The sequence below is a fragment of the Serratia sp. CY84636 genome, from assembly GCF_052166245.1.
Taxonomy (GTDB): domain Bacteria; phylum Pseudomonadota; class Gammaproteobacteria; order Enterobacterales; family Enterobacteriaceae; genus Serratia; species Serratia nevei.
On the sequence record NZ_JBJNOX010000012.1, the window covers coordinates 162,571 to 189,092 of the forward strand.

At 61.5% G+C, this 26,522-nt stretch carries 26 protein-coding genes and 1 pseudogene; 17 read left to right on the forward strand and 10 right to left on the reverse strand.

The features are described 5' to 3' along the window. Nucleotides 1–121: 121 nt before the first annotated feature. From pilM to trpS, 12 genes are all read left to right on the forward strand, one after another. Nucleotides 122–955: a pilus assembly protein PilM gene (pilM, locus tag ACJ8QI_RS23225; RefSeq protein ID WP_060424519.1), complete on the forward strand. Its 834-nt coding sequence runs from the start codon at nt 122–124 to the stop codon at nt 953–955. Then, on the forward strand, nt 955–1,494 hold the full coding sequence (locus tag ACJ8QI_RS23230) for a PilN domain-containing protein (RefSeq protein WP_060424521.1): 540 nt from the start codon (nt 955–957) through the stop codon (nt 1,492–1,494). Before pilM ends, ACJ8QI_RS23230 begins: the two co-directional genes overlap by 1 nt. After that, nucleotides 1,487–1,981, forward strand: coding sequence for a hypothetical protein (locus ACJ8QI_RS23235; RefSeq protein ID WP_442533154.1), 495 nt, complete (start codon nt 1,487–1,489; stop codon nt 1,979–1,981). Before ACJ8QI_RS23230 ends, ACJ8QI_RS23235 begins: the two co-directional genes overlap by 8 nt. Next, the gene (locus tag ACJ8QI_RS23240; protein ID WP_442533155.1) at nt 1,974–2,336 is read left to right on the forward strand and encodes a HofP DNA utilization family protein; all 363 of its coding nucleotides are present in this window, start codon (nt 1,974–1,976) and stop codon (nt 2,334–2,336) included. The genes ACJ8QI_RS23235 and ACJ8QI_RS23240 overlap by 8 nt, the downstream gene beginning before the upstream one ends. Next, nucleotides 2,333–3,577: a DNA uptake porin HofQ gene (gene hofQ / locus ACJ8QI_RS23245; RefSeq protein WP_442533156.1), complete on the forward strand. Its 1,245-nt coding sequence runs from the start codon at nt 2,333–2,335 to the stop codon at nt 3,575–3,577. Before ACJ8QI_RS23240 ends, hofQ begins: the two co-directional genes overlap by 4 nt. Nucleotides 3,578–3,926: 349 nt before the next feature. After that, nucleotides 3,927–4,448: a shikimate kinase AroK gene (gene aroK / locus ACJ8QI_RS23250; protein ID WP_004391482.1), complete on the forward strand. Its 522-nt coding sequence runs from the start codon at nt 3,927–3,929 to the stop codon at nt 4,446–4,448. Between the two features lie 106 nt (nt 4,449–4,554). After that, complete coding sequence (gene aroB, locus ACJ8QI_RS23255) at nt 4,555–5,655, forward strand: 3-dehydroquinate synthase (protein ID WP_060424528.1); 1,101 nt, start codon at nt 4,555–4,557, stop codon at nt 5,653–5,655. A 156-nt stretch (nt 5,656–5,811) separates the two neighbouring features. Continuing rightward, complete coding sequence (locus ACJ8QI_RS23260; protein WP_442533157.1) at nt 5,812–6,828, forward strand: SPOR domain-containing protein; 1,017 nt, start codon at nt 5,812–5,814, stop codon at nt 6,826–6,828. A gap of 84 nt (nt 6,829–6,912) precedes the next feature. Then, nucleotides 6,913–7,725 (forward strand): adenine-specific DNA-methyltransferase, encoded by an 813-nt coding sequence (gene dam, locus ACJ8QI_RS23265; protein WP_038878140.1) that lies wholly within the window; start codon nt 6,913–6,915, stop codon nt 7,723–7,725. Nucleotides 7,726–7,776: 51 nt separating this feature from the next. Next, nucleotides 7,777–8,454: a ribulose-phosphate 3-epimerase gene (rpe, locus tag ACJ8QI_RS23270; protein WP_019456160.1), complete on the forward strand. Its 678-nt coding sequence runs from the start codon at nt 7,777–7,779 to the stop codon at nt 8,452–8,454. After that, nucleotides 8,447–9,145 carry a phosphoglycolate phosphatase gene (locus ACJ8QI_RS23275; protein ID WP_038878137.1) on the forward strand — a complete coding sequence of 233 codons (699 nt, stop codon included), beginning with the start codon at nt 8,447–8,449 and terminating at the stop codon, nt 9,143–9,145. The genes rpe and ACJ8QI_RS23275 overlap by 8 nt, the downstream gene beginning before the upstream one ends. Before the next feature lie 2 nt (nt 9,146–9,147). Beyond that, complete coding sequence (gene trpS / locus ACJ8QI_RS23280) at nt 9,148–10,155, forward strand: tryptophan--tRNA ligase (RefSeq protein ID WP_025304534.1); 1,008 nt, start codon at nt 9,148–9,150, stop codon at nt 10,153–10,155. Between the two features lie 51 nt (nt 10,156–10,206). Here trpS and cysG read toward each other — a convergent pair whose 3' ends face one another. The 4 genes and pseudogenes from cysG to nirB form a co-directional block, all read right to left on the reverse strand. Then, nucleotides 10,207–11,610, reverse strand: coding sequence for a siroheme synthase CysG (cysG, locus tag ACJ8QI_RS23285; RefSeq protein ID WP_442533158.1), 1,404 nt, complete (start codon nt 11,608–11,610; stop codon nt 10,207–10,209). Nucleotides 11,611–11,717: 107 nt separating this feature from the next. Next, nucleotides 11,718–12,095 (reverse strand): annotated as a pseudogene (locus tag ACJ8QI_RS23290) (formate/nitrite transporter family protein); the annotation flags it as partial. Nucleotides 12,096–12,111: 16 nt separating this feature from the next. Continuing rightward, nucleotides 12,112–12,438: a nitrite reductase small subunit NirD gene (gene nirD, locus ACJ8QI_RS23295; protein WP_038878129.1), complete on the reverse strand. Its 327-nt coding sequence runs from the start codon at nt 12,436–12,438 to the stop codon at nt 12,112–12,114. Then, nucleotides 12,435–14,984 (reverse strand): nitrite reductase large subunit NirB, encoded by a 2,550-nt coding sequence (gene nirB / locus ACJ8QI_RS23300; protein ID WP_442533159.1) that lies wholly within the window; start codon nt 14,982–14,984, stop codon nt 12,435–12,437. Before nirB ends, nirD begins: the two co-directional genes overlap by 4 nt. A gap of 303 nt (nt 14,985–15,287) precedes the next feature. On the opposite strand from nirB, the gene ACJ8QI_RS23305 reads away from it, so the two are divergent. Beyond that, nucleotides 15,288–16,556 carry a cytosine deaminase gene (locus ACJ8QI_RS23305; RefSeq protein ID WP_038629982.1) on the forward strand — a complete coding sequence of 423 codons (1,269 nt, stop codon included), beginning with the start codon at nt 15,288–15,290 and terminating at the stop codon, nt 16,554–16,556. Here the strand turns inward: ACJ8QI_RS23305 and ACJ8QI_RS23310 are convergent. The 6 genes from ACJ8QI_RS23310 to ACJ8QI_RS23335 form a co-directional block, all read right to left on the reverse strand. Continuing rightward, the gene (locus tag ACJ8QI_RS23310; protein WP_089197523.1) at nt 16,553–16,903 is read right to left on the reverse strand and encodes a type II toxin-antitoxin system ChpB family toxin; all 351 of its coding nucleotides are present in this window, start codon (nt 16,901–16,903) and stop codon (nt 16,553–16,555) included. The genes ACJ8QI_RS23305 and ACJ8QI_RS23310 overlap by 4 nt on opposite strands. Further along, the gene (locus ACJ8QI_RS23315; RefSeq protein ID WP_089197522.1) at nt 16,897–17,145 is read right to left on the reverse strand and encodes an AbrB/MazE/SpoVT family DNA-binding domain-containing protein; all 249 of its coding nucleotides are present in this window, start codon (nt 17,143–17,145) and stop codon (nt 16,897–16,899) included. Before ACJ8QI_RS23315 ends, ACJ8QI_RS23310 begins: the two co-directional genes overlap by 7 nt. A gap of 110 nt (nt 17,146–17,255) precedes the next feature. Next, nucleotides 17,256–18,440: an MFS transporter TsgA gene (gene tsgA / locus ACJ8QI_RS23320; protein ID WP_033636290.1), complete on the reverse strand. Its 1,185-nt coding sequence runs from the start codon at nt 18,438–18,440 to the stop codon at nt 17,256–17,258. Nucleotides 18,441–18,631: 191 nt separating this feature from the next. Beyond that, on the reverse strand, nt 18,632–19,612 hold the full coding sequence (locus ACJ8QI_RS23325; RefSeq protein ID WP_038878117.1) for a LacI family DNA-binding transcriptional regulator: 981 nt from the start codon (nt 19,610–19,612) through the stop codon (nt 18,632–18,634). A gap of 73 nt (nt 19,613–19,685) precedes the next feature. Continuing rightward, nucleotides 19,686–20,993, reverse strand: coding sequence for a 6-phospho-beta-glucosidase (locus tag ACJ8QI_RS23330; RefSeq protein ID WP_164268679.1), 1,308 nt, complete (start codon nt 20,991–20,993; stop codon nt 19,686–19,688). Continuing rightward, a complete protein-coding gene (locus ACJ8QI_RS23335; RefSeq protein WP_038878111.1) occupies nt 20,990–21,328 on the reverse strand; it encodes a PTS lactose/cellobiose transporter subunit IIA in 339 nt (112 codons plus the stop codon). Before ACJ8QI_RS23335 ends, ACJ8QI_RS23330 begins: the two co-directional genes overlap by 4 nt. A gap of 353 nt (nt 21,329–21,681) precedes the next feature. On the opposite strand from ACJ8QI_RS23335, the gene ppiA reads away from it, so the two are divergent. The 4 genes from ppiA to ACJ8QI_RS23355 all read left to right on the forward strand — a co-directional run bounded on the left by ppiA (nt 21,682) and on the right by ACJ8QI_RS23355 (nt 26,517). Next, on the forward strand, nt 21,682–22,251 hold the full coding sequence (ppiA, locus tag ACJ8QI_RS23340; protein ID WP_038878108.1) for a peptidylprolyl isomerase A: 570 nt from the start codon (nt 21,682–21,684) through the stop codon (nt 22,249–22,251). A gap of 156 nt (nt 22,252–22,407) precedes the next feature. After that, nucleotides 22,408–24,093: a sensor histidine kinase gene (locus ACJ8QI_RS23345; RefSeq protein WP_033636285.1), complete on the forward strand. Its 1,686-nt coding sequence runs from the start codon at nt 22,408–22,410 to the stop codon at nt 24,091–24,093. Beyond that, complete coding sequence (gene btsR, locus ACJ8QI_RS23350) at nt 24,093–24,818, forward strand: two-component system response regulator BtsR (RefSeq protein ID WP_047729698.1); 726 nt, start codon at nt 24,093–24,095, stop codon at nt 24,816–24,818. The genes ACJ8QI_RS23345 and btsR overlap by 1 nt, the downstream gene beginning before the upstream one ends. A gap of 151 nt (nt 24,819–24,969) precedes the next feature. Then, the gene (locus tag ACJ8QI_RS23355; RefSeq protein ID WP_442533160.1) at nt 24,970–26,517 is read left to right on the forward strand and encodes a helicase HerA-like domain-containing protein; all 1,548 of its coding nucleotides are present in this window, start codon (nt 24,970–24,972) and stop codon (nt 26,515–26,517) included. The last annotated feature ends 5 nt before the right edge of the window (nt 26,518–26,522 follow it).

Below are 26,522 nucleotides of genomic sequence, written 5' to 3' on the forward strand. Positions count from 1 at the left end.
CTGAGATTTCCCATTTCTAAGTCATTTGGGCAGTTTATAAACAACCGCGCGGTAGTATAAAGGCAAGCCTGCGACATGGATATGTTCTTTTATCATCTGATGTTATGGAGGCTTGCGAAACATGTTCCCTCAAGCATGGCAGGTGGGGCTGGATATACAAATCGACTGCGTGCGGGCGGTGGCGGCCCAACGCCGCCGCAACGGCTGGCAGTTGCGCCACTGGTGGCAGCAGGCGCTGCCGCAGGCAGTTTTACGCGACGGCTGCCTGGAACCTTCCGAATTCCTGATCCGGGCGCTGCGGCAATGGCGCGTCCAGCTGCCGCGACATATTTCCTTACGCATTGCCCTGCCGGCGCAGCGTGTGTTGCAGCAGCGTATGGCACGGCCTGATGCGCGGCTGCGCGAGCCGGAACGCAGCGACTATATCGGCGGCCACGGTTTGAAGCAGTTTCCGCTCGACGGCCAGACGCTGGCGCTCGACTATCGCGCCGCACCGGGGGATGAGGCGGCGCTGCTGTTGACCGCCGCGCGGCGGCAGGAACTGCAGCAGTGGCTGCTTTGTCTGCGTCAGGCTGGCCTGCATCCGCAGGCGGTCGATATCACCCCCTGCGCGCTGCGGATGATGGCGACGGCGGCAGGCGTGCCGCCCGCCGCGGGGCTGATGCATCGCCTCGAACGAGAATGGCTGTGGGTGGCGCCGGCCGATGGCGCCTTCGCCTTTGGTCTGGCGCCGGGCGACGATGGCGCCCAGGCGCTGCGGGCGCTGCAAGCCCAGACGCCGGCGGGCGACGATCGGCCGGTCTATGCCGGCAGCGTGCTGGCGGGAGCCCTGCCCGCCGGCTGCCTGGCCTGGTCGCCGCTCAGCGCCTTTACGCAGCTGCGTCCGCCGTTGCCCGTGCATCCCTCGGCGTTCGCGTTGGCCGGTGGTCTGGCGCTGCGCGAGGAGGATCGTTGATGTATCAGGTTAACTTTCTGCCCTGGCGCCAGCGCCGCGATCGGCGACGCGCCTATTTCTGGCTGGGCGTGCTGCTGTTGCAGGTAACGGCGCTGCTGCTGGCACTGTTCCTGGCCGCTGGCCAACTGCGTCACCAACAGACGCAGCGGCAGGCGCGGCAGGCGATGCTGGGTGAGGAGCTGGCGGCATTGACGTCGCTCGCCCGCCAGCAGCAGCAAGAGCGGGCGCAGCAAGCGATGCACAGTGCCCGCGCCGAACGGCAGGCAAATAACGCCCAACATAACCGGCGTTATTTGCAGCTGCTGCAGCAATTGTCCTCCAGCATTCCTCCGCCGCTGTGGCTCACGGCGTTGGACTGCAATGCGGCGAACGGCCTGCGGCTGCGTGGATTGAGCCGCTCTCCTGCGGCCATCACGCAGTTCGAACGGCGGCTGGCGGGGATACCTGCGTTGCCACGGCTGCATTTGGCGGAGATGGCGCAACGCGAAGACGGCCTGTACTCCTTTCATCTGGCGGCGCAGTGGGGGCGTGATGGATAGCCGTTTGTCCTCCGGGCTGCGCCTCTGGCTGAGCTTACCGGGCTGGCTATTGCTGCTGTCGCAAGGGTTGGGCATCGGCACGCTGGCGCTGTTGGGCGGCGGTTGGCTGCTGCAAGACGAATGGCGTCAGCGGGAAAATGCGGCGGAGCGGCAACAGCGCCTGCTGCAACAGATCGCTATGGTGCAGAGCCAGTTGGAAGAGACGCCGCAAACCATTATCCCGGCGGCGGTGCTTGCGCCGACCACCACCGGCGATTTGGCGAGCGTGCTGCAACGGGCGGGGGGCGCTTTGCTGCGCTGGCAGCGGCAGGAAAAACCGCTGCGGCAAACGCTGAGCTTGCGCATTGACTACGCCGGTTTGTTGGCGCTGCTGGAGGCGCTGCCCGCCGATTTGCGCCTCGAGCAGTTGAGCGTGGAGACACCGCCCCTTGGCATGACGGCGCGGTTGGTTTTGCAGGATGCCACCGAGGATCAGCCCGATGAGTAAAAGACCCGGCCGTGGGTGGTGGTGGCTGCTATGGCCGTGGGCCCTATGTGCTGAGCCGCGCGACCCGTTTGCGCCGCCTCCGCTGCCTGCTTGTGCCCAAACGGCGGCATCGCCGGCGGGCTGGCGCCTGAAAGGCGTCATCGGGCAACCGACGCTGCGCTATGGCTGGGTGGTGACGCCGGCGGGGCAGTGGCTGCGCCTGCGGCCGCAGCAGCGGGTGCTGGCCGAGCGTTGGCAGGTGACGCAGGTGCAGGCGCGCAGCCTGACGTTAACGGCGCTGGTGGCCGAACCGGATTGCCCGGCGAGCCAGGGCGACATCTCGCTGATAATGGACAACAAGGATGGTAAGCCATGAAAGGACGCGCTGGACTGGGCGTGGCGCTGTGGTGTCTGACGCTCGGCGCCGCACAGGCGCAGGATAAACAGGTTATTTCGCTGGAGTTTCAGGATGCGCCGGTCACGGTCATCCTGCAGGCGCTGGCGGATTATCGGCAGATGAACCTGATCGCCGCGCCCGGCGTGAGCGGCAACCTGACGCTGCGGCTGGAGAATGTGCCCTGGCCTCAGGCGCTGGCGCTGACCCTGCGCATGGGCAAACTGGCGATGACGCGTGAGGGTAACGTGATGCTGATTGCGCCGGAGCCGGACGCGCAGGAAAAAAGGCAGCAGCGAGAGGCGATGGCGCAGCGGCAATCGCTGCACAGCCTGAGCCTGACGTTACAGAACGGCGATGCGGCGGAGATTGCCGAAAGCCTCAATGCCCAACGCGGCGCCTTGCTCAGCGAGCGGGGCAGCGTGCTGGCGGATAAGCGCACCAATACGCTGCTGCTGCGCGATACCGCGCCGATCCTGGCGCAGTTGAAAAAGCGGGTAACGGAAATGGACGCGCCGCTGGCACAGGTCCAGCTGGCGGCGCATATCGTGACCATCAACAGCGAAAGCTTGCGCGAACTCGGCGTGCGTTGGGGATTGGCGCCTGACGACAGACCGGCGCAGCCGCTGCGGCCGGGCAATCTCGGCGTCAACCTGCCGCTGGAGCGCAGCGCGGTGAACGCCGGTTTCCATCTGGCGCGCATCAGCGGGCGTTTGCTGAGCCTCGAGCTGACGGCGCTGGAACAGGAGAATCAGGTGGAGATCATCGCCAGCCCGCGCCTGCTGACGGCGCACCTGCAAACCGCCAGCATCAAGCAGGGAACCGAGATCCCTTACGAAGTGTCAAGCGGCGCCAGCGGTGCGACCGCCATCGAGTTCAAAGAGGCGGTGCTGGGCATGGAGGTGACGCCGAAAGTGTTGCCGGACGGGCGCATCACGCTGACGTTGCACATCAGCCAAAATATGCCGGGGCGCGCCATCAGCCGGGGCGCGGGGGAAGCGCTGACCATCGATAAACAGGAGATTAAAACGCAGATCACGGTGAAAAACGGTGAAACCCTGGTGCTCGGCGGTATTTTTCAACGGCATAGCGGCAAGACGGCGGACAAGGTGCCGGGATTGGCGAATGCGCCGTTATTGGGAGGCTTGTTCCGACAAAGCGGCGCACAACAGAAAAAACGCGAGCTGGTGATCTTCATTACGCCGACCCTGATTAAGGGATAAGCGGCTACCTGTCAGCCGGACGGCAAATCTCCTAAAGTTGATGAGCAGATACACTTTTTTATCTCCTTGGGGGGATCTGCGTTTGACGCTGCGGCCGATTTAGCTTACAAGGGTTACCGAATTGAGCACCGAGGTTTTTTGTTAGCGTCAAGACGCCGTTAAAAACATATGGTTTCCCTCCCGCGGCGTGGATTGCGATTTATTCGGTTGCCAAACTACCAAGAGTGTTGAGATAATTTTTCGTCTGATCTCGCACTATCGCTCATGAGGTTTCAGTTTAGGTCCCGCCGCTGATTTGATTGGCGGGGCGGGTTAACATTAACGAATTGTCTTAGTAATACCGAAAAACATGGCAGAGAAACGCAATATCTTTCTGGTTGGGCCTATGGGTGCCGGCAAAAGCACTATTGGCCGTCAGTTAGCTCAGCAACTCAATATGGAGTTCTTCGACTCCGATCAAGAAATTGAGCGACGTACCGGAGCTGACGTGGGCTGGGTATTCGACGTGGAAGGGGAAGAAGGTTTCCGCGATCGTGAAGAAAAAGTCATTAATGAACTGACGGAAAAACAAGGGATTGTGTTGGCGACCGGCGGCGGTTCGGTGAAGTCGCGCGAAACGCGCAACCGTCTGTCCGCGCGCGGCGTGGTGGTCTATCTGGAAACCACGATCGAGAAGCAGCTGGCTCGTACCCAGCGTGATAAAAAACGCCCGCTGCTGCAGGTCGATTCTCCGCCGCGTGAAGTGCTGGAAGCCTTGGCGAAAGAGCGCAATCCGTTGTATGAAGAGATTGCCGATGTCACCATCCGCACCGACGATCAGAGCGCTAAAGTGGTTGCTAACCAGATCATCAACATGCTGGAAAGCAACTGATTGCCGATTTTCGCGTTCGCCGTCGGCCAATGCGGAAAACTGATTTGTGTTCCCCGCCGCTGCGGGGATCAACCACCGCCGCACCATACAGAGAACTGAGCGCGACATGGAGAGAATTACTGTAACGCTTGGGGAGCGCAGCTACCCGATTACCATCGCCGCCGGATTGTTTAACGATCCGGCTTCTTTTATGCCGTTGAAGGCGGGTGAGCAAGCGATGTTGGTCACCAACCAGACCCTGGCGCCGCTCTATCTGGAGCGCGTCCGGCAGGTGCTGGAGCGGGGCGGCGTCGTGGTGGATCAGGTGATCCTTCCCGATGGTGAGCAGTACAAATCTCTGGCGGTGTTGGAGCAGGTGTTTTCGGCGCTGCTGGAAAAACCGCACGGGCGCGACACGACGCTGATCGCGCTCGGTGGCGGCGTTGTCGGCGATCTGACCGGCTTTGCCGCCGCGTGCTATCAACGCGGCGTGCGCTTCATTCAGGTTCCCACCACGCTGTTGTCGCAGGTGGATTCTTCCGTGGGCGGCAAGACCGCCGTCAACCACCCGCTCGGCAAAAACATGATCGGCGCTTTCTATCAACCCGCTTCGGTGGTGGTTGATCTGGATTGCCTGAAAACGTTGCCGACGCGTGAACTCTCTTCCGGCTTGGCTGAAGTTATCAAATACGGGATCATCCTCGATCGCGAGTTCTTCGTCTGGCTGGAAAACAACATCGATGCGCTGATGGCGTTGGATATGCAGGCGTTGGCCTACTGTATCCGCCGCTGCTGCGAGCTGAAGGCCGAGGTCGTGGCCGCCGACGAACGCGAAAGCGGCCTGCGCGCCTTGCTGAATCTGGGCCATACTTACGGCCACGCCATCGAAGCCGAAATGGGCTACGGCGTATGGCTGCACGGCGAAGCGGTGGCTGCGGGCATGGTGATGGCGGCGGAAACCGCGCACCGTCTCGGCCAGTTCTCCGTTGAAGACATCGAACGCATCAAAACGCTGCTGCTGCGCGCCGGCTTGCCGGTCTGCGGGCCGCAGGAAATGACGCCGGAATCCTATTTGCCGCACATGCTGCGCGACAAGAAAGTGCTGGCGGGTGAACTGCGTCTGGTGCTGCCGACCGCGATCGGTGCGGCCGAAGTGCGCGGCGGCGTAGGGCATGAGCTGGTGCTGGCGTCGATCGCCGCCTGCCTGCCTGAGCAGCAGCGTAATTAAATCGGACCAAGTAACAGTGGCTTAGCCGCCATTTGCATCTATATTAATACAGTGAGCAGAGCACGACGGGTGTCGCTTTGCCATCATCGGGTTAATCTGCCCGTGCCACGGTAGGTCTACGGTGGTGGGCTTTTGCCTCTAGTTGGAGGGTTTCAGATGGACGAGTTTAAACCGGAAGACGATCTCAGACCTGATAGCAGCGATCGTCGTCCTACGCGTTCGCGCAAGCCGGCCGCCGCGCCGCGCTTCGCCGTTTCGCGCCAGCATTTGATGATCGGCATCGGCATTTTGGTGCTGTTGCTGCTGATTATCGGCATCGGTTCCGCCTTGAAGGCGCCGACCAAGCATGAGGCGGCTCAGGATAGCGGCGCGCAAAACGGCGCGGCTCGCGACATCAACCTGTCCGGCTCTTCGTCGCTGACCACCGCCAACAACGGCGTGCCGGGCGGCACGACGGATACCCACGATAACAACGGTGTGAGCGCGACTCAGCCGCAGCAACCGCAGAACGTCAGCGTTCCGCCGATCTCCGGCACGCCGACCGAAGCGCAAACTCAGCCTCAGCAGGGCGGTGCGCAGCAGCGCGTCGATCTGCCGGGCAACATGGCGGATGCGCTGTCGCAGCAGCAGGGGCAGGTGGATGCCGCAACCCAGGGCATGACCGGCGCAGCGTCGACGTTGCCGACTGCACCGGCAACGGTGATGAGCGGCGCTGCGGCGCGCGAGGCGACGCGCCCTGTGCAAGGCACCACGCCGCAACAGCATAAAACGCCGGCGAAAACCGCCGCCACCAAACCGACCGCGACGCAGCATAAATCACCGACCACGGTGTATACGCCGCCAACCAAGCCGTCTTCCACCGCGAAAGCGGGAGCGGTCAGCAGCAGCAGCGGCAGTTCGCTGCAGTCTGCACCGGGCAGCCATTACACGCTGCAGCTGAGCAGCGCTTCGCGTTCCGATACGCTGAACGCCTACGCCAAACAGCAGAAGCTGCAGAACTACCTGGTGTACGCCACCAAGCGTGACGGCAAACCGTGGTATGTGCTGGTAAGCGGCAACTACGCGTCTTCCGCGGAAGCGAAGCGCGCCATTGCTTCGTTGCCGGCGGATGTACAGGCGAAAAAACCATGGGTCCGACCTGTACATCAGGTACAGCAAGATCTTAAAAAATAAATCATTTAAATTTGTGCGCTGATGTGCTGTCTGAAACAGAGTACAATCCGCCGCTCTGAATTGTATAAGTAGCTAATTGACGGCATGAAGAAAAACCGCGCTTTTTTAAAATGGGCTGGTGGAAAATACCCGCTGGTAGACGAGATTCGTCGCCATCTGCCGGCGGGAGACTGCTTAATCGAGCCCTTCGTGGGTGCGGGATCCGTCTTCTTGAATACGGATTACGACGCCTACATTCTCGCCGACATCAATAGCGATCTTATCAACCTGTATAACATCGTTAAGCTGCGCACTGATGACTTCGTGCGCGATGCCCGCACGCTTTTCGCCGATGAATTCAATAACTCGGATCAGTTTTACCTGCTGCGAGAAGAGTTCAATACTAGCACCGAGCCTTACCGCCGGGCGCTGCTGTTCCTGTACCTGAACCGCCACTGCTATAACGGCCTGTGCCGCTATAACCTGCGCGGCGAGTTCAACGTACCGTTCGGCCGCTACAAGAAACCGTACTTCCCGGAAGAAGAGCTCTACTGGTTTGCTGAAAAATCGCGCAATGCCACTTTTGTCTGCGAGCATTACCGCGATACCATGGCGAAGGCCGTGGCCGGCGCCGTGGTGTATTGCGATCCGCCTTATGCGCCGCTGTCGGCGACGGCGAATTTCACCGCTTACCACACCAACAGCTTCAGCATCGCCGATCAGCAGAGCCTGGCGCAACTGGCGCATCAGCTCTCGGTAGAGAGCCGGGTACCGGTATTGATCTCCAATCACGATACCGAACTGACGCGCGACTGGTACCAGAATGCTGCGCTGTATGTGGTGAAAGCGCGCCGCACGATCAGCCGCAATATTCTCGGCCGCAGCAAAGTGAACGAGCTTTTGGCGCTGTATCGCTAAGCCGGGGGCACCCCGGCGCATAACAACTCGACCCTACGTTTGGAGAAGCGGATGAAAAAGTTTTTGATTGCCCCGTCCATTCTGTCGGCAGATTTTGCCCGGTTAGGTGAAGATACCGCCAACGTGCTGGCCGCAGGCGGTGACGTGGTGCACTTCGACGTGATGGACAACCACTACGTGCCCAATTTGACCATCGGTCCGATGGTGTGCGAAGCGCTGCGCAACTACGGTATTACCGCGCCGATTGACGTGCACCTGATGGTCAAGCCGGTGGACCGCATCGTGCCTGATTTCGCCAAGGCCGGCGCGTCTTATATCTCTTTCCACCCCGAAGCTTCCGAGCATGTCGATCGCACCATTCAGCTGATCAAAGAGCACGGCTGTAAAGCCGGCCTGGTGTTCAACCCGGCCACGCCGCTGAGCTATCTCGACTACGTGATGGATAAAATCGACGTGATCCTGCTGATGTCGGTTAACCCGGGCTTCGGCGGCCAGTCGTTCATCCACGGCACCCTGGACAAGCTGCGCCAGGTGCGCAAGCTGATCGACGACAGCGGTCGCGACATCCGCCTGGAAGTCGACGGCGGGGTGAAGGTGGATAACATCGCCGAAATCGCCGCTGCGGGCGCCGATATGTTCGTCGCCGGTTCCGCCATCTTTGGCCAGCCGGACTACCGCAAGGTGATCGACGAGATGCGCAGCGAGTTGGCGAAGGTTTCCCATGGCTGATTTCGGCGCGATCCGCGCATTGGCCTTCGATCTGGACGGCACGCTGGTCGACAGCGCGCCGGGCCTGGCGGCCGCCATCGATATGGCGCTGGAAGAAGCGGGCCTGCCGCAAGCGGGTGAGGAGCGGGTTGGCACCTGGATCGGCAACGGCGCCGACGTGCTGGTGCAGCGCGCGCTGCGCTGGGCGGAAGCGGAAGGCACGCCGGAACAGTGCGGCCGGCTGCGTGAACGCTTCGACCATTTCTATGCGCAGACCGTCGACAGCGGTAGCCGCCTGTTCCCGCAGGTGCAAGAGACGCTGGCCCGACTGGCCGCGCACGGCTACCCGATGGCGCTGGTGACCAACAAGCCGACGCCGTTCGTGGCGCCGCTGCTGGCATCGTTGGGGATTGGCGACTATTTCTCGCTGGTGATCGGCGGCGACGACGTGACGGAAAAGAAACCGCACCCGGCGCCGTTGTATCTGGTGCTCGGCAAGCTTGGGCTGCGCGCGCATGAACTGCTGTTCGTCGGCGATTCACGCAACGATATTCAAGCCGCGCAGGGCGCCGGTTGCCCAAGCGTCGGCTTTACCTACGGTTATAACTACGGCGAATCGATAGCCCTGAGCCACCCCGATCGGGTGTTGGAGCGCTTTGCCGATTTGTTGCCCGCTCTTGGGCTGTCATCTTTAGAGAATCAGGAAATTTAAACATGAGTAAGCCCATCGTATTTAGCGGCGCGCAGCCGTCCGGCGAACTGACCATCGGCAACTACATGGGTGCGCTGCGTCAGTGGGTGCAGATGCAGGACGACTACGACTGCATCTACTGCATCGTCGATCTGCATGCCATCACCGTGCGCCAGGACGCCGAGAAACTGCGCAAAGCCACGCTGGATACGCTGGCGCTGTACCTGGCCTGCGGTATCGATCCGGAAAAAAGCACCATCTTCGTGCAGTCGCACGTGCCTGAGCACACGCAGCTGAGCTGGGTGCTGAACTGCTACACCTATTTCGGCGAACTGAGCCGCATGACGCAGTTCAAAGACAAATCCGCGCGCTACGCGGAGAACATCAACGCCGGGCTGTTCAGCTATCCGGTGCTGATGGCGGCGGATATCCTGCTGTATCAAACCAACCAGGTGCCGGTGGGCGAAGACCAGAAGCAGCACCTGGAACTGAGCCGCGACGTGGGCCAGCGTTTCAACGCGCTGTACGGCGACGTGTTCAAAGTGCCGGAGCCGTTTATTCCTAAATCCGGCGCGCGCGTGATGTCGCTGCAGGAACCGACCAAGAAGATGTCCAAGTCGGACGATAACCGCAACAACGTGATCGGCCTGCTGGAAGATCCGAAAGCGGTGACCAAGAAGATTAAACGCGCAATGACCGACTCGGAAGAGCCGCCTGTCGTGCGTTACGACGTGGTCAACAAGGCGGGCGTCTCCAACCTGCTGGATATTCTCGCCGGCGTGACCGGCAAGAGCATCGCGCAGCTGGAAGCCGAGTTCGAAGGCCAGATGTACGGCCACCTGAAAGGCGCGGTGGCGGAAGCCGTCTCCGGCATGCTGGGTGAGCTGCAGGAGCGCTATCACCGCTTCCGTAACGACGAAGCCTATCTGCAGCAGGTGATGCGCGACGGCGCCGCCAAGGCCCGCGCGCGCGCGCAGGAAACCCTGGCGAAGGTCTATCAGGCCGTCGGTTTCGTACCGCCGCAGGCGTAACGCCGGCGAAAATAAAAAAAGCGGCCTGTGGCCGCTTTTTTTACGTCGGTATCACGCCATTTGCGCCAGGCTGACGGGTGATGCCTCGCTGGCGAACCAGTTGAGTTTGCTGCGCAGGCTGACCACGCTGCCGACGATGATCAGACTGGGGCTGGCGGCCTGCAGTGACAGGGCGCCCAGTTGGCCGAGCTCGCCTTCGATCACCCGCTGGCGGCAGGAAGTGCCGTTTTCTACCAGCGCCACCGGCGTGGTGGCCGTCAATCCATTCGCTATTAGCTGGCGTTGGATCTCCGCTGCCTGCGACAGCCCCATATAGAACACCAGCGTCTGTTGCCCGGCGGCCAGCGTCGCCCAGTCCAATCCGCCGTCGGCCTTGGCGTGGCCGGTCACCAGGCGCACGCTCTGCGCATGGTCGCGGTGGGTAAGCGGGATACCGCTGTAGGCGGAACAGCCGGAGGCGGCGGTGATGCCCGGCACCACCGAGAACGGCACGTTGGCGTCCGCCAGCGTCTCCAGCTCTTCGCCGCCGCGGCCGAAGATAAAGGGATCGCCCCCTTTCAGGCGCACCACGCGTTTGCCTTGCTGCGCCTGCTGCAGCAGGATTTGGTTGATTTGCTCTTGCGGCACGCAGTGGTGGCCGGCGCGTTTGCCGACGAAGATGCGTTCGGCGTCGCGGCGCACCAGCGTCATGATCTCTTCGGAGACCAGCCGGTCGTAAACCACCACGTCGGCCTGCTGGATCTGCTGCAGCCCTTTCAGCGTCAGCAAGCCGGCATCGCCCGGCCCGGCGCCCACCAGCACCACTTCACCGCGATCTTCCGGCTGTTCGCTGAACAGCTGCTCGAGCTGGCGTTCGGCCAGCGTGGCGTCGTCGTTGGCCAGCGACTGCGCCAGCCGATCGTGGGCGAATAACCGTTCCCAGAAGCGACGGCGCGCGCCGAGGCTGCTGAAGCGTTGTTTTACCCGCTGCCGCAGCGAGCCGCCCAGCTGGGCCAGCTTGCCGAGGTGCTGCGGCAGCATCGCTTCCAGCTTCTCGCGCAGCAGCCGCGCCAGCACCGGCGCTTTGCCGCCGGAGGACACCGCCACCATGATCGGCGAACGATCGATGATTGACGGCATGATAAAGCTGGCGCGTTTCGGATCGTCCACCACGTTGCAGAACACCCGCTGCTGGTTGGCGCACTGATACACCCGTGCGTTGACCTCCAGCCGGTCGGTGGCGGCGATCACCAGCCATTTTTCCGCCAGCAGGGCCGGGCTGAATTCGCCTTCGGCCAGCGTCAACCGGCCTTCTTCCGCCCACAGGCGGAACTGCGGGGTGAAGTCCACGGCGTTGACGGTCAGCGCTGCGCCGGCATCCAGCAGCAGGCGCGCCTTGCGTTCGGCGATCTCGCCGCCGCCCACCAGCAGGCAGGCTTTATGTTGCAGTTGGCAGAAAATCGGCAGGTAGTCCATCGGCACTCCTCGGGGTAATCAGTGTGGGGGCGAAATGCGCCCCCGAAAACTCAGGCGGTCTGGCGTGCGGCGGCTTTCGCCGCCTGCGGGCGTTCGGTGCGCGGCGTAGCGTACCAATACCCCAGGCCCACCAGCACCGAGCCGAGCAGGTTGCCGAGCCAGGTTTGCGGCAGCACCGCCCACATCTGGCTTTGGCGGATGGTGCCGGCCTTGACGCCGAGCGTCAGGAACATCGTATGGCCGGTGAACAGCTCGGAACCGGCGATGATCACCAGCGTCAGCGCGATGCCGAAGGTGGCGCCCATCACCAGCGGTCGCACGCTTGGGTCGACCAGGTTGCCGAGGGTGAAGATCAGGATGATGCCGAGGCCGACGTAGGCGCCGGCCATCGCCGAGCTGATCCAGAAGCCGAGCGGGCTCTCCTTCGCCAGGCGGACGATGCGCGCCGCGTTGGCGGCGCATTTATTTATCGTGTCGGTAAACATGTTGCCTCCCGAAAGGTTATGCCGCGACTTGCACGATGCCGTCGACCACCCGGCTGGTGAAGCTGGCGACGGAACGGCTGTCGTCTTCCAGACAGTGACCGTCGTACAGGCGGAAATGCTGTTTCTTCAGCGGACTGGCGACCCACAGCTCGCCCTGATGCTCGGCGATGAGGCCGCGCGACAGCACGCTGGCCTGGGCGAACGGGTCGATATTGCTGATGGCGAACACCTGCTCGTCGGCATAGGGGCGGAACACCGCCACCTGCCGATCGCCGATCAGGGCGCACACGCCGGTGCCGGGCAGAATGTCGGCGACGGGACAAACGGTAATCCACTGGCTCATGCGTGGCTCTCCTCGGTATCGATCAGGGTGACGGGAATGCGCTCGTCCGGGCGCGCAGGGCGGTGCTGGTCGCGTTCGGCCACCACCTGCACATTCGGATCGCGCAGTGGGCTGTTGATGAAGTGGGCGAAGCGCAGCTGCGTTTCCGGATGCTCGACGGTCTCTTTCCACTCGCAAATCACCGCATCGCGCAGGCGGGCGATCTCCGCTTCCAGTTGGTCGTTGATGCCGAGTTTGTCGTCGACGATCACCTTGCGCAGGTAGTCGATACCACCTTCCAGGCTTTCCAGCCACACCGAGGTGCGCTGCAGTTTATCGGCGGTGCGGATATAGAACATCATGAAGCGGTCGAGATAGCGCACCAGCGTCTCGCGATCGAGGTCGGCGGCCAGCAGGTCGGCGTGGCGCGGTTTCATGCCGCCGTTGCCGCAGACGTACAGGTTCCAGCCGTTCTCGGTGGCGATGATGCCGACGTCCTTGCCCTGCGCCTCGGCGCATTCACGGGTACAGCCCGAGACGCCGAACTTCATTTTGTGCGGGGTGCGGATGCCTTTGTAGCGATGCTCCAGCGTGACGCCGAAGCCGACGCTGTCGCCGACGCCGTAGCGGCACCAGGTGCTGCCGACGCAGGTTTTCGCCATGCGCAGCGCCTTGGCGTAAGCGTGGCCGGTTTCAAAGCCGGCGGCGAGCAGCTTGCGCCAGATGGCCGGCAGATCGTCTTTCTGCGCGCCGAACATGCCGATGCGCTGCGAGCCGGTCATTTTGGTATAGAGATTGTATTCCTTAGCGATCTGGCCGATGGCCAGCAGGCCGTCCGGGGTGATTTCGCCGCCGGCGGAGCGTGGGATCACCGAGTAGGTGCCGTCTTTCTGGATATTGCCGAGGAAGTTGTCGTTGGTATCCTGCAGCGGCGTATGCTGCGGCTTGAGGATGTATTCGTTCCAGCACGAGGCCAGCAGCGAGCCGACGGTGGGTTTACACACTTCGCAGCCGTAGCCTTTGCCGTATTTAGCCAGCAGCACCTCGAACGACTTGATGCCTTCGACGCGGATCAGGTGGAACAGCTCCTGGCGCGAGTAGGCGAAGTGTTCGCACAGGTGATGGTTGACCTCGATGCCTTGCTTGCTCAGCTCGGCGTTCAGCACCTGGGTGAGCAGCGGGATGCAGCCGCCGCAGCCGGTGCCGGCCTTGGTTTCGGCCTTCAGCGCCGCTACGGTGTGGCAGCCTTTGTTGACCGCCTGGATAATGTCGCCTTTGCTGACGTCGAAGCAGGAGCAGATCTGCGCGCTTTCCGGCAGCGAATCCACGCCGATGGCCGGTTTGCTGCCCGCGTGGGCCGGCAGGATCAGGCCGTCCGGGTTTTCCGGCAGTTCGATGCCGTTCAACGCCAGCTGCAGCAGGTTGCCATAATCGCTGGTGTCGCCCACCAGCACCGCGCCCAGCAGGGTTTTGTTGTCGGCGCTGACCACGATGCGTTTGTAGACTTCTTTGCTTTCATCCAGATAAACGTAGCTGCGGGCGCCCTCGGTGCGGCCGTGGGCATCGCCGATGCCGCCGACGTCTACGCCCAGCAGCTTCAGCTTGGCGCTCATGTCGGCGCCCTGGAAGCCGTTTTCGCGGCCCAGCAGGTGATCGACGGCCACCTGCGCCATTTTGTAACCCGGTGCCACCAGGCCGAAGGTGCGATCGCGCCAGGCGGCGCACTCACCGATGGCGTACACGTCCGGATCCGACGTCTGGCAGCTGTCGTTGATGGCGATGCCGCCGCGGCGGCCAATCTCCAGCCCGCACTGACGCGCCAGCTTGTCCTGGGCGCGGATGCCGGTGGAGAACACGATGAAATCCACTTCCAGCAGGCTACCGTCGGCGAAATGCATGGTTTTGCGCGCCGTGCCGCCGCCGTTGACGATCTCCTGGGTATTTTTGCCGGTGTGTACCTTGACGCCCATGCGCTCGATCTTGCGGCGCAGCTGGTCACCACCCATCGGGTCGAGCTGTTCGGCCATCAGCACCGGAGCGAACTCGATCACATGCGTTTCCACCCCCAGGCTTTTCAGCGCGCCAGCGGCTTCCAGCCCCAACAGTCCGCCGCCGACTACCGCACCGCGTTTGCTGCGGCGCGCGCAGGCTTCGATGGCGTTCAGGTCTTCGATGGTGCGGTAAACGAAGCAGTCCTGGCTATCCGAGCCTTTAATCGGCGGGATCCACGGATAGGAGCCGGTGGCCATGATCAGCTTGTCGTAATAGACGGTACGGCCGGTGTTGGAGTGGATGACCTTCTCGTCGCGATTGATGGTGATAGCGCGTTCGCCGACCAGTACCTTCACGCCGTGTTTTTCGTAAAAGCCTTCGCGCACCAGCGACAGCTCTTCTGCGGTGTGGTGCGAGAAGTAGGAGGAAAGGTGCACGCGATCGTAAGCGATGCGCGGCTCTTCGCAAAATACGGTGATTTCGAACTGGTCTTTGTCTGCTTTATCCAACAGATCTTCGATGAACCGGTGGCCGACCATGCCATTGCCGACGACGGCAAGTTTGACTCTGCTCATTATTGCCTCAAAATTCTGGTTTCCTAGGCTTACCTTATCTCTCCCGATGGGCAATTTATTGATGCAAATCAATCACACCCCTATATACCTCTAACGTGGTATATGGATGATTTTTCACGTTTTTTGATAAGTTGCGGATTTTATTCACCTTTAGCTGAAGCGAGTCAGTTTGCATGCAAATTACCCCGCAGGGAGTAAACGCAGGGGGTAGGCAGGCAACGGCGACTTTGTCAGCGCGATCCACTGCCAGTATGATGAAGAAAACCAGCGCAACGGCAGAGGTGAAGGGTGGCGAAACGTCCATTGAAGTTTATCGACAACCTGCGTTTAAGCGGGCATGAAGGGTTGTGGCAACTGGCGATCGAACAGGGGCGCATCGCGCATCTGGTGCCGCAGCCGGAAGGGCAGGAGTGGCGCAGCGACGTGTTGGATGCGCAGGGCGGGCTGGCGTTGCCGGCGTTCGTCGAACCGCATATTCACCTGGATACCACGCAAACCGCCGGTCAGCCGGCCTGGAACCAGTCCGGCACGCTGTTCGAGGGCATTGAGCGCTGGGCCGAACGCAAAGCGTTGCTGACCCATGAAGACGTCAAACAGCGCGCCTGGCAAACGCTCAAGTGGCAGATCGCCAACGGCGTGCAGTATGTGCGTACCCACGTCGACGTTTCCGATCCCACGCTGACCGCGCTGCGTGCCATGCTGGAGGTGAAGCAGGAGGTGGCGCCCTGGGTGACGCTGCAGATCGTCGCCTTCCCGCAGGAGGGGATCCTTTCCTATCCTAACGGCGAAGCGCTGCTTGAAGAGGCGCTGCGGCTGGGGGCCGACGTGGTGGGTGCCATTCCGCACTTCGAATTCACCCGCGAGTACGGCGTGGAGTCGCTGCATAAGGCGTTCGCGCTGGCGCAAAAATACGATCGGCTGGTGGACGTGCACTGCGATGAAATCGACGACGAGCAGTCGCGCTTCGTCGAGACCGTAGCGGCGCTGGCGCTGAAGCTGGAGATGGGGGCGAAAGTCACCGCCAGCCACACTACGGCGATGCACTCTTACAACGGCGCTTACGCCTCGCGGCTGTTCCGCCTGCTGAAAATGTCCGGCATCAACTTCGTCGCCAACCCGCTGGTGAATATTCACCTGCAGGGGCGTTTCGACAGCTACCCGAAACGGCGTGGCGTGACGCGGGTGAAGGAGATGCTGGAGGCAGAGATCAACGTCTGCTTCGGGCATGACGACGTGTTCGATCCCTGGTACCCGCTCGGCACCGCCAACATGCTGCAGGTGCTGCATATGGGGCTGCACGTGTGCCAGCTGATGGGCTATGGCCAGATCGACGATGGGTTGAAGCTGATCACCCACCACAGCGCGCGCACCCTTAACCTGAGCGACTACGGCCTGGCGGCCGGCAACAGCGCCAACCTGGTGATCCTGCCGGCGGAAAGCGGCTTCGACGCGGTGCGCCGCCAGACGCCGGTGCGTTATTCGATTCGCCAGGGGGCGGTGATCGCTGAAACGCGGCCGGCGGAAACCACGCTGCATTTGCAGCAGGAAGAGACGGTGGATTTTCGGCGTTAGTCGATGATTGCCTGAAGCCGTGCCAGCGCGTCGGCGATGACTTCGCCAGGAGCACGTTCAACGAATTGCGCGCTGCGCCCGGCCAGATCCATCATGCGAACCTGGTTGATCAAGATGACGCCCTGCGTTGCGGTGCCGCTCCCGCTCAGGCTGACGGTGAAACCCGCTGTACGGGCAAAATTAGCCCCTTGTGAAATAGGGGCAACTAGCACCATGCCCAGCGCATTAAACTCGCGGGGAGAAAGCACCAGTGCCGGACGAAAGTCGCCTTGCTGCTCACGGCCAACCACGGGATTCAGGCTGACCCGGATAAGATCTCCGCGCTGAAAAACGGGGCGCTTCACCATACTTCTTTCCCCGCCGGCGGCATGTGTTCCCAGTTGTCGTCTGCGGCGGCCGGCGCTTCACCGTCACAGCTATCGAGCAATTGCTGCAGTGAATAGCGTTTCTTAACCGGTTTAATGACCAACGTTCCATCGATGACCTGCATGTCCATTTCCTGACCTACCTGGAGTTCCAGCTCGTTCATTAGCGCTGAGGGCACCAGCATTCCTGCGCTGTTGCCCCATTTTTTGATAAAGACTTTCATGAGCAATCCCTCTCCATTGTTCATGTATAAACAATGTATAATTAAGTGTGAAAAATGTACATAAAAAAGGGCGCCTTGCGGGCGCCCTTGGTGCATTTAATAAAAAGAAATCAGTGCGTCACGTGACCGTGGCTGCGGTGCTTGGTTACGAAGCCCAGCAGCAGACACATCACGAACACTGCCAGGTACAGGCCGTTGGCGGTGGTTAGCGCTGCGTGCGCGCCGCCTTTCGCCACGATCGGGCCGGTGACCACGAAGGTCAGCATGGTGCCGATGGTGCCGCAGGTCAGGATAAAGTTGACCAGCTTCGGTGAGGAGACCTTGGTCTGCAGCGAGCCGAGGGTGATCAGCGTGGTGTAGATGGCGCTGGAAACGAAGCCCAGGGCCATGATGTAGTAGCCCAGGTGCTCCGGGTTGTCGGTGCTGACGAACAGGTACATTGCGCCGGTAGCCAATGCGGCCAGCACGGTAACGATGCGCTGCAGATCGAAGAAGCGCAGGATGAAGCTGAACACCCACATGCCGACCATGTAAGAGGTCCAGAAGTCGCTCACCAGCTTACCGGCCTGGCCGATGTCCATGTTGAACGACTTGGTGGCGTACTCAGGCACCCACTGAATGAAGCCCAGCTGGCCGAGGATGTAGCACAGCGCGGCGATCGACAGGAACAGCACGCCAATGCCCCATTTTTCTTTCTCGACCGGCTGACCGGCGTCGGCACCTTTCTTGCCCAGCACCGGGAATTCGGAGCACAGGGTCAGCACGAAGATCCCCACGTACAGCAGGCCGATGCAGGCATAAACCCAGTACCAGCCGATGTGGCGGGCCAGCAGCATCGCAGCGACGATCGGGAAGATCATCCCGGCCATGCTGAAGAAGGAGTCGGTGAACAACAGGCGTGAACCGCGCTGGCGGCCGGCATACATGTGCGTGATCAGGAAGGTGCCTATCGACATGGTGATACCGCTAACCACGCCGAGGATAAACATGCACAGCGAGAACATGGTCAGGCTCTTGCCGAGCATCAGCCCTGCGACTGCCAGCACCATCAGGACAAAGCCGAAGATCAGCTGACGCTTCAGCGGGATGATTTCCATCAGCCAGGCATTGAGGAAGATCGAAATCAAAATACCGGCGTTGAGGAAAGTAAAGGTGTTACTCATGCTGGAAACCGGCAGGTTAAAGTACTCTGCAATGTTTCCCATCACCATCCCTGTGACGATCACTAAAGCACCGGTCAGCGCGTACGAAAAGAAGCTGATCCAGGTAAGCCGTATGCGGTTACTGTCATTCATTGTATAGGCCTGAATATGTCTGTTAGAGGTTTTAAAGCTGGCATAAGGCCGCTGGCTTTTCCTGACAAACGCAGAAAAAAGTCCCGATCAGGCCACCAGGGGGCGGATCCTAGCACAGACAACGGGATTTTTTGTGATGGCTGTCGATTTTTTGATGTAACCCATGAAGGGGTGATGCGCATTATTGTGATCTATTTGCGCACCGTCACAATGGAATCACGGTTGACGATCGTCGGCTCAAACCGGTGCGCCGGGGTGGCGGGGTCGATCAGCCTGCGCGCCGCGTATTGGGCCATCTCGCTGATGGGAAAATGGACGCTGCTTAACGCCGGGCGCACGAAAGGCGCGCGTTCGCCGCTGTCGTAGCAGATCAAGGAGATATCCTGCGGCACCCGCAGGCGGTGCTCGTTGATCGCCAGCAGCGCGCCGATCGCCATCTCTTCGTTGCAGCAGTAGATGGCGCTGGGCCGCGCGGCTTGCTGCAGCAGCCGATCGGCGCAGCGGTAACCGCTCTCCAGATCGTAAACGCCCTCCAGGCAGGCCACCGGTTCGATATTCGCCGCCTGCATCGCCTCTTCAAACCCTTGCAGCCGCAGGCGGCTCGACGGGCGCTCACGCGGGCCGCTGATGCAGGCGATGCGCCGGTGCCCGGCATCGAGCAGTTGCTGCGTCGCCATGCGGCTGGCGAGCGGGTGATCGAAGGTGACACAGCGGGCTTCCAGCCCCGGTACCAGACGATCGAGCAACACGAAATCACGTTGTTCCGCCGCCAATTGGCGCAGCCGATCGTCGCTGAGAAAACGCACGTGCAGGATCACGCCGTCGCAGCGCAGGCTAAATAGCCGCTGTATCGCCTGCCATTCGTTTTCGGCGCTGTTGCGGCCCTGGGTCACCAGCAGCTGTTTGCCGTGGGATTCGGCCTCGGTCTGCACGAAGTCCATCAGCGCGCCGAAGAAGCCGCCGCGGTACGACGTGGTGACCAGCCCGAGGGTATTGCTGTGGCTGGAGGCGAGCGCGCGGGCCGCCGGGTTGGGGGTATAACCGAGCTGGGCGACGGCGCGTTCAACCTTCTCGCGGGTCGGCGCCTTGACGTTGCTGTCGCCGTTCACCACGCGCGATACGGTGGCGCGCGAAACGCCCGCCAGCGCCGCGACATCTTCCAGTGTCACCATCGTCCCACTCCTGAATTACGGCTAAAAAAATGGGTTCGGCGCGCCGAACCCCTGTCTGGCTGCGTATAGCCGCTTACCTGAACTGCGGCAAATACGGCGCGTTTATCGTCAACACCTCGTCCAGCAGCGGCTGCGCCAGGTTGGCGTTGCCCACTAACGGGTTGGCGATCAGCGCCAGCAACCCGCGGCGGCGGTCGCCGTGCACCGCGGCTTCGATGGTTAGACGTTCGTAGGCTTTCACCTGCTGCGTCAGGGCCTGCATCGGCTCCGGCAGCGGGCCGAAGGTCAGCGGGTGTGCGCCCTGAGCATCGACGATACAGTTGATTTCTATCACAGCATCGTCCGGCAGGCCATGGATTGCGCCGCGGTTTGCGGTGTTGACCACTAATTGCGTGCCGAGATTATTATGGATAGCACGAATCAGCTCCAGCGCAACTTCGGAATAGAAAGAACCGCCGCGGAAGCTGAGCTGCTCCGGTTTCGTGTTTAACTGCGGATCGGCATACAGCTCGAACAGCTCTTTTTCTACCTGCATCACCTGCTCGGCGCGGGTGCCGCGCTCGCCGGCGGCGGCCATCTCTTCCGCCAGCATCTCGCGGGTCTGGTAAAAATAGCGGTGGTACGGGCAGGGGATCGCGCCGAGCGCGCGCAGGAAGTCCGGCTGCCAGGGCTCTTCCTTGATGTTGTTCATGGTCAGCGCCGCACCGTCGCACAGCATGTCGATCACCTTGGCGGTGACGTCGCGCCCCTGGTGCGTGACCCGATGCACCCAGACCATGTGGTTCAGGCCGGCGAACTGCAGCTGTACGTCGGCGTAAGGTGCCTGCAGCATGTTGGCGATCATGTGATGCATGCTGATCGGCACGTTGCACAGGCCGATGATCTTCGCTTTGGTAAAGCGAGACACCGCCTCGGTGACGATGCCGGCCGGGTTGGTGAAGTTGATGATCCAGGCGTCCGGCGCCAGCTTTTCCACCCGGCGAGCGATATCCAGCATCACCGGGATGGTGCGCAGCGCTTTGGCGAAGCCGCCGACGCCGGTGGTCTCCTGGCCGAGCAGCTGATATTTCAGGCCCAGCCGTTCATCGGCGGCGCGCGCCGGCAGTTGCCCGACGCGGAACTGGGTCAGCACGAAAGCGGCGCCGCGAATGGCGTCGTCCAGCGCGAAGTGCACGCTGACCTTCACCTGCTCCAGCCCGTGGCGCGCCAGCATGCGGCGGGTCAGGGCGGCGATGGTTTCCACTTTTTGCCGGCCCGGTTCGACGTCCACCAGTGCCAGTTCGGTGACCGGCAGCTCCTCGATGCGCTGGATCAGCCCGTCCACCAGTTCGGGGGTGTAGCTGCTGCCGCCGCCGATCACGGCGATTTTGAGCGTGCTCATGGGCGGCCCTCCGTCTGCGACTGACGGCGATAGAGCTCGATCATATCGTCGGCCAGATCCTGGATCACCATGGCGTTCATCAGATGGTCCTGCGCATGCACGGTGATCAGGTTGATCGCCAGCTTGCCGCAGCCTTCGTCCAGGCCGATCAGCTCGGTCTGGATCAGGTGCGCCTTCTTCACCCACTCTTTGGACTCGGCCATGTGCTTGGCCGCAGCGGCGAAGTCGCCGGCGCGCGCTTGCCGCAGCGCCATCAACGCATTGCTGCGCGCGCTGCCGGAGAACACCAGCAGTTCCATGATGGTGCTTTCAAACTCGGGGCTGACTTCAGTCATCAATTCACTCACGTCATTTCTCCAGGGGTTGCGCGGCGACGCCGCCGTGGGATGCTTCAGTATCCGTTCTTTTTATAATGAGAGCGCTCTCATTTAAATAGAGTAACGACAATGCGTGTGCAAACTGGGAGGCAGATCGCAAAAACCGACCCAGGGTGGCGCGGGGCAAAAAATGCGTGATGCGGTTGGCAAAAAAGCCTTCTGCGCCCATACTTTCCGCAGCAAAATTCAGGGCCGCCTAGGATATGTCCCGTAATTGGGTAAATATAGGTAAATGGCTGGCACTTGCCGATACAGCTCTTTAGAATCAAAGCGCTTTTCCGTTGTTTGTCTCTCAGAGAAAGGACCCGTTAATGTTCAAACGTACTTTAGTGACCTTCGTCGCGCTGTGTTCCCTGACCGCAGTGGCGCCAGCCGCACTCGCCGCCGGTGAGACCCACGTCATGCTGACGACCTCGGCGGGGAATATCGAGTTGGCGCTCGACAGCCAGAAGGCACCGGTTTCCAGCCAGAACTTCGTCGACTACGTGAACAGCGGGTACTACAACAACACCATCTTCCACCGCGTGATCCCGGGTTTTATGATCCAGGGCGGCGGTTTCACCGCTGACATGCAGCAAAAATCCACCAAGGCGCCGATCAAGAACGAAGCCGACAACGGCTTGCGCAACCTGCGCGGCACCATCTCGATGGCGCGCACCGCCGACAAGGACAGCGCCACCAGCCAGTTCTTCCTGAACGTGGCGGATAACGCCTTCTTGGATCACGGCCAGCGTGACTTCGGCTACGCGGTGTTCGGCAAAGTGGTGAAAGGCATGGACGTGGTGGACAAAATTGCCCAGGTGCCGACCGGCAACGTCGGCCCTTACCAGAATGTGCCGACCAAACCGGTGGTGATTCTGTCGGCCAAGGTACTGCCGTAAGTTTTTTGGCCGATCCCGCCGGGATCGGCCGCTCCTTCCTCCCGAAGCCTTGCCTTCATCACTGTTTTCTCCCGCGCCCCATGCTCTAATCGGCAGACAATAATCAGACCGGAAATCCGGCGTTCGCCCTTTGTTGTCTCTGGATGAGTTGCTGCCATGTATGAATTTAACCAGGTGCTGTTGCTGCTGCAGCAGATGTGCGTCTATCTCGTTATCGCCTATCTGCTGAGCAAAACCCCGCTGTTCATCCCGCTGATGCAGGTGACCATCCGCCTGCCGCACAAGCTGCTGTGCTACGTGATCTTCTCGGTGTTCTGCATCATGGGCACCTATTTCGGGCTGCACATTCAGGATTCGATCGCCAACACTCGTGCGATAGGCGCGGTCCTGGGCGGGCTGCTGGGCGGGCCGTCGGTGGGCTTTCTGGTCGGGCTGACCGGTGGCCTGCACCGGTATACGCTCGGCGGCATGACCGATGTGGCCTGCGCGATTTCCACGGTGTCGGAAGGCCTGGTCGGCGGCATTGTGCACAGCATCGCCATGCGCCGGGGGCGTATCGAGCTGCTGTTCAATCCGCTGTTCGTCGGCGGCGTGGCGCTGGTGGCGGAAGTGCTGCAGATGGCGATCATCCTGGCGGTGGCGCGCCCTTACGACGAAGCGTTGCAGCTGGTGGAGCACATCGCGCTGCCGATGATGATCGCCAATACCGTCGGCGCGGCGATGTTCATGCAAATCCTGCTGGATAGGCGCGCGATGTTCGAAAAATACACCAGCGCCTTCTCTTCCAAGGCGCTGAAGATCGCCGAGCGCACCGAGGGCATCCTGCGGCAGGGGTTCGATCAGGAGAACAGCATGAAGGTCGCCCGGGTGATCTATCAGGAGCTGGGCATCGGCGCGGTGGCGATCACCGATCGCGACAAGCTGCTGGCGTTTATCGGCATCGGCGACGATCATCACCTGCCGGGCACGCCGATCGCCTCAGTGCATTCGCATCGCGCCATCGACAACAACGAGGTGGTGTACGCCGACGGCAATCAGCTCTCTTACTGCTGCTCGATCAATCCGGCCTGCAAGCTGGGTTCGACGCTGGTGATCCCGCTGCGCGGCGAAAACCAGCGGGTGATCGGCACCATCAAACTGTACGAACCGAAAAGCCAGCTGTTCAGCACCATCAACCGTACGCTGGGCGAAGGCATCGCCAGCCTGCTGTCGGCGCAGATCATGGCCGGACAGTACGAGCGCCACAAGCAGCTGCTGGCGCAGTCGGAGATCAAGCTGTTGCATGCGCAGGTCAATCCGCATTTCCTGTTCAATGCCTTGAATACCCTGGTGGCGGTGATCCGCCGCGATGGCGAGCGCGCCTGCGATCTGGTGCAGTCCCTCTCGACCTTCTTTCGTAAAAACCTCAAACGCTCGGATGACGAAGTCAGCCTGGCGGACGAGATTGAACACGTGAACGCCTACCTGCAGATCGAGAAAGCGCGCTTCGCCGATCGGCTGGAGATCGCGGTATCGCTGCCTGAGGCGCTGTTGGCGGTGCGGCTGCCGGCGTTCTCGCTGCAGCCGATCGTCGAAAACGCCATCAAGCATGGCACCTCGCATCTGTTGGGCGTGGGCCGCATCGAAATCGGCGCCTGCTGCGAAGGCGAGCATCTGCTGTTGCAGGTGACGGACAACGCCGGGCTGTTCCAGCCGAAACCGAACTGCAGCGGGCTGGGGATGAATCTGGTGGATAAACGCATTCGCGTGCGCTACGGCGAAGGCTATGGCGTGCAGGTGGATTGCCGGCCGGACGCCTACACCCGCATTACGCTCAATGTCCCCATGGAGAGGGCCGCCTGATGTTAAACGCACTGATTGTTGACGATGAACCTTCCGCGCGCGACAACCTGCGCCATCTGCTGGAGGCCGAGGCGGAGATCGCGATTATCGGCGAATGCGCCAACGCCATCGAAGCCATCAGCCAGATCCACCGGCTGCAGCCGGACGTGGTGTTTCTCGATATCCAGATGCCGCGCATCAGCGGGCTGGAAATGGTCGGCATGCTGGATCCCAACCGCATGCCGCACATCGTGTTTCTGACCGCCTACGACGAATACGCGGTGCAGGCGTTCGAGGAGCATGCCTTCGACTATCTGCTGAAGCCGGCGGAGCCGAAGCGGCTGAGCAAGACGCTGCAACGCCTGCGGCAGCGCAGTGCACCGCAGGACGTGGCGGCGCTGGAAGAGAGCGCCGGTTACCTGAAATACATTCCCTGCACCGGCCACAGCCGCATCTATCTGCTGCGGTTCGACGAAGTGCTGGCGATCCGTTCCAAACTGAGCGGGGTCTTCGTGGTGCGCAGCGACGGCATGGAGTGTTTCACCGAGCTGACGCTGCGCACGCTGGAAAGCCGTACGCCGCTGGTGCGCTGCCATCGGCAGTATCTGGTCAATCTGGAGCAGGTGCGCGAGATCCGCTTCGAAGAGGGCGGCGCGGCGGAAATGATCATGTCGGCCGGCGATCCTGTACCGGTCAGCCGACGCTATTTGAAGGCGCTGAAAGAGCAACTGGGGCTGCGGGGGTGATGCAGGTCTTAGGGGGATTCTGAAAAGACAGGCATCATGGGCGTCCCGACGGTACCCATTTTGTTTGTCCTTGACGGGGTTACGCGGCGCTTATAGCTTTATTGCATCAACAGGCGCGTTTCGCGCCGCGTCAGCGTCAAAGGAACAGAAAATGAGTGAACCACGGATTATCGCCAAAGCGATGAAAGACGGAAAACCGGAGCAGGATCTGGTGATTTTGCCGGCGTTGGCCAACCGCCACGGGCTGATCACCGGGGCAACCGGCACCGGCAAGACGGTGACGCTGCAGAAAATGGCCGAACAGTTCTCGCGCATCGGCGTGCCGGTGTTCCTGTCCGACGTGAAGGGCGATCTGTCAGGCATCGGCGCCGAGGGCGTGCCTTCCGAGAAACTGCAGGCGCGCCTGGCGGCGATCGGCGTCACCGACTGGCAGCCGCAGGCCTGCACCATTATCCCGTGGGATATTTACGGCGAAAAGGGCCACCCGATCCGCGCCACGATTTCCGATCTCGGGCCGCTGTTGCTGGGGCGCCTGTTGGATCTGAACGAGGTGCAAAGCGGCGTGCTGCAGCTGGTGTTCAAGATCGCCGATGACAATGCGCTGCTGTTGCTGGACATGAAGGACCTGCGCGCCATGGTGCAGTTCGTCGGCGACAACGCCAAACAATTCCAGACTCAGTACGGCAATATCTCTGCCGCGTCGATCGGCGCCATCCAGCGCGGGTTGCTGACGCTGGAAGAACAGGGCGCCAACCAGTTCTTCGGCGAGCCGATGCTGGACATTAACGATCTGATGAAAACCGACGCCAACGGTCACGGCGTGATCAACCTGCTGGCGGCGGACAAGCTGATCAATCAGCCGAAGCTGTATTCGGTATTCCTGCTGTGGCTGCTGGCCGAGCTGTTTGAGCACCTGCCGGAAGTGGGCGACCCCGAACAGCCGAAGCTGGTGTTCTTCTTCGATGAGGCGCACCTGCTGTTCAACGATGCGCCGGCGGCGCTGTTGACCAAGATCGAACAGGTGGTGCGTCTGATCCGCTCCAAAGGCGTCGGCATTTACTTCGTCACCCAGAACCCGCTGGACATTCCGGACAGCGTGCTGGGCCAGCTGGGCAACCGCGTACAGCATGCGCTGCGCGCCTTTACCCCGCGCGATCAGAAGGCGGTGAAGACGGCGGCGCAAACCCTGCGCGCCAATCCGGCCTTCGATGCCGAAACGGCGATCACCGAGCTGGGCGTGGGCGAAGCGCTGGTGTCATTCCTCGACGAGAAGGGCCGGCCTAACGTGGTGGAGCGGGCGATGGTGATCGCGCCGGAATCCAAAATGGGCATGCTTGGTGCGGAAGGGCTGAACAGCGCGATCAACAAGTCGCCGCTGTATGGCCGCTATGAGGATATGATCGATCGCGAATCCGCCTACGAGAAGCTGTCGTCGGGCGGCTTCGCCACCGTCGGCACCCCGCAGCAGGGGCAGCAACCGCAGGCGCAACAGCAACAACAGCAGGCGCAACAGCAACAACAGCAGGCGGGCGGCGGCCTGATGGACGGCCTGAACGAGCTGCTGTTCGGTTCCACCGGCCCGCGCGGCGGCAAGCGCGACGGCATCGTCCAGACCGCCGCCAAGAGCATGGCGCGCGATCTCGGCCGCCAGATCCTGCGCGGCGTGCTGGGGTCGATCACCGGCGGCCGTAAAAAGTAAGCGGA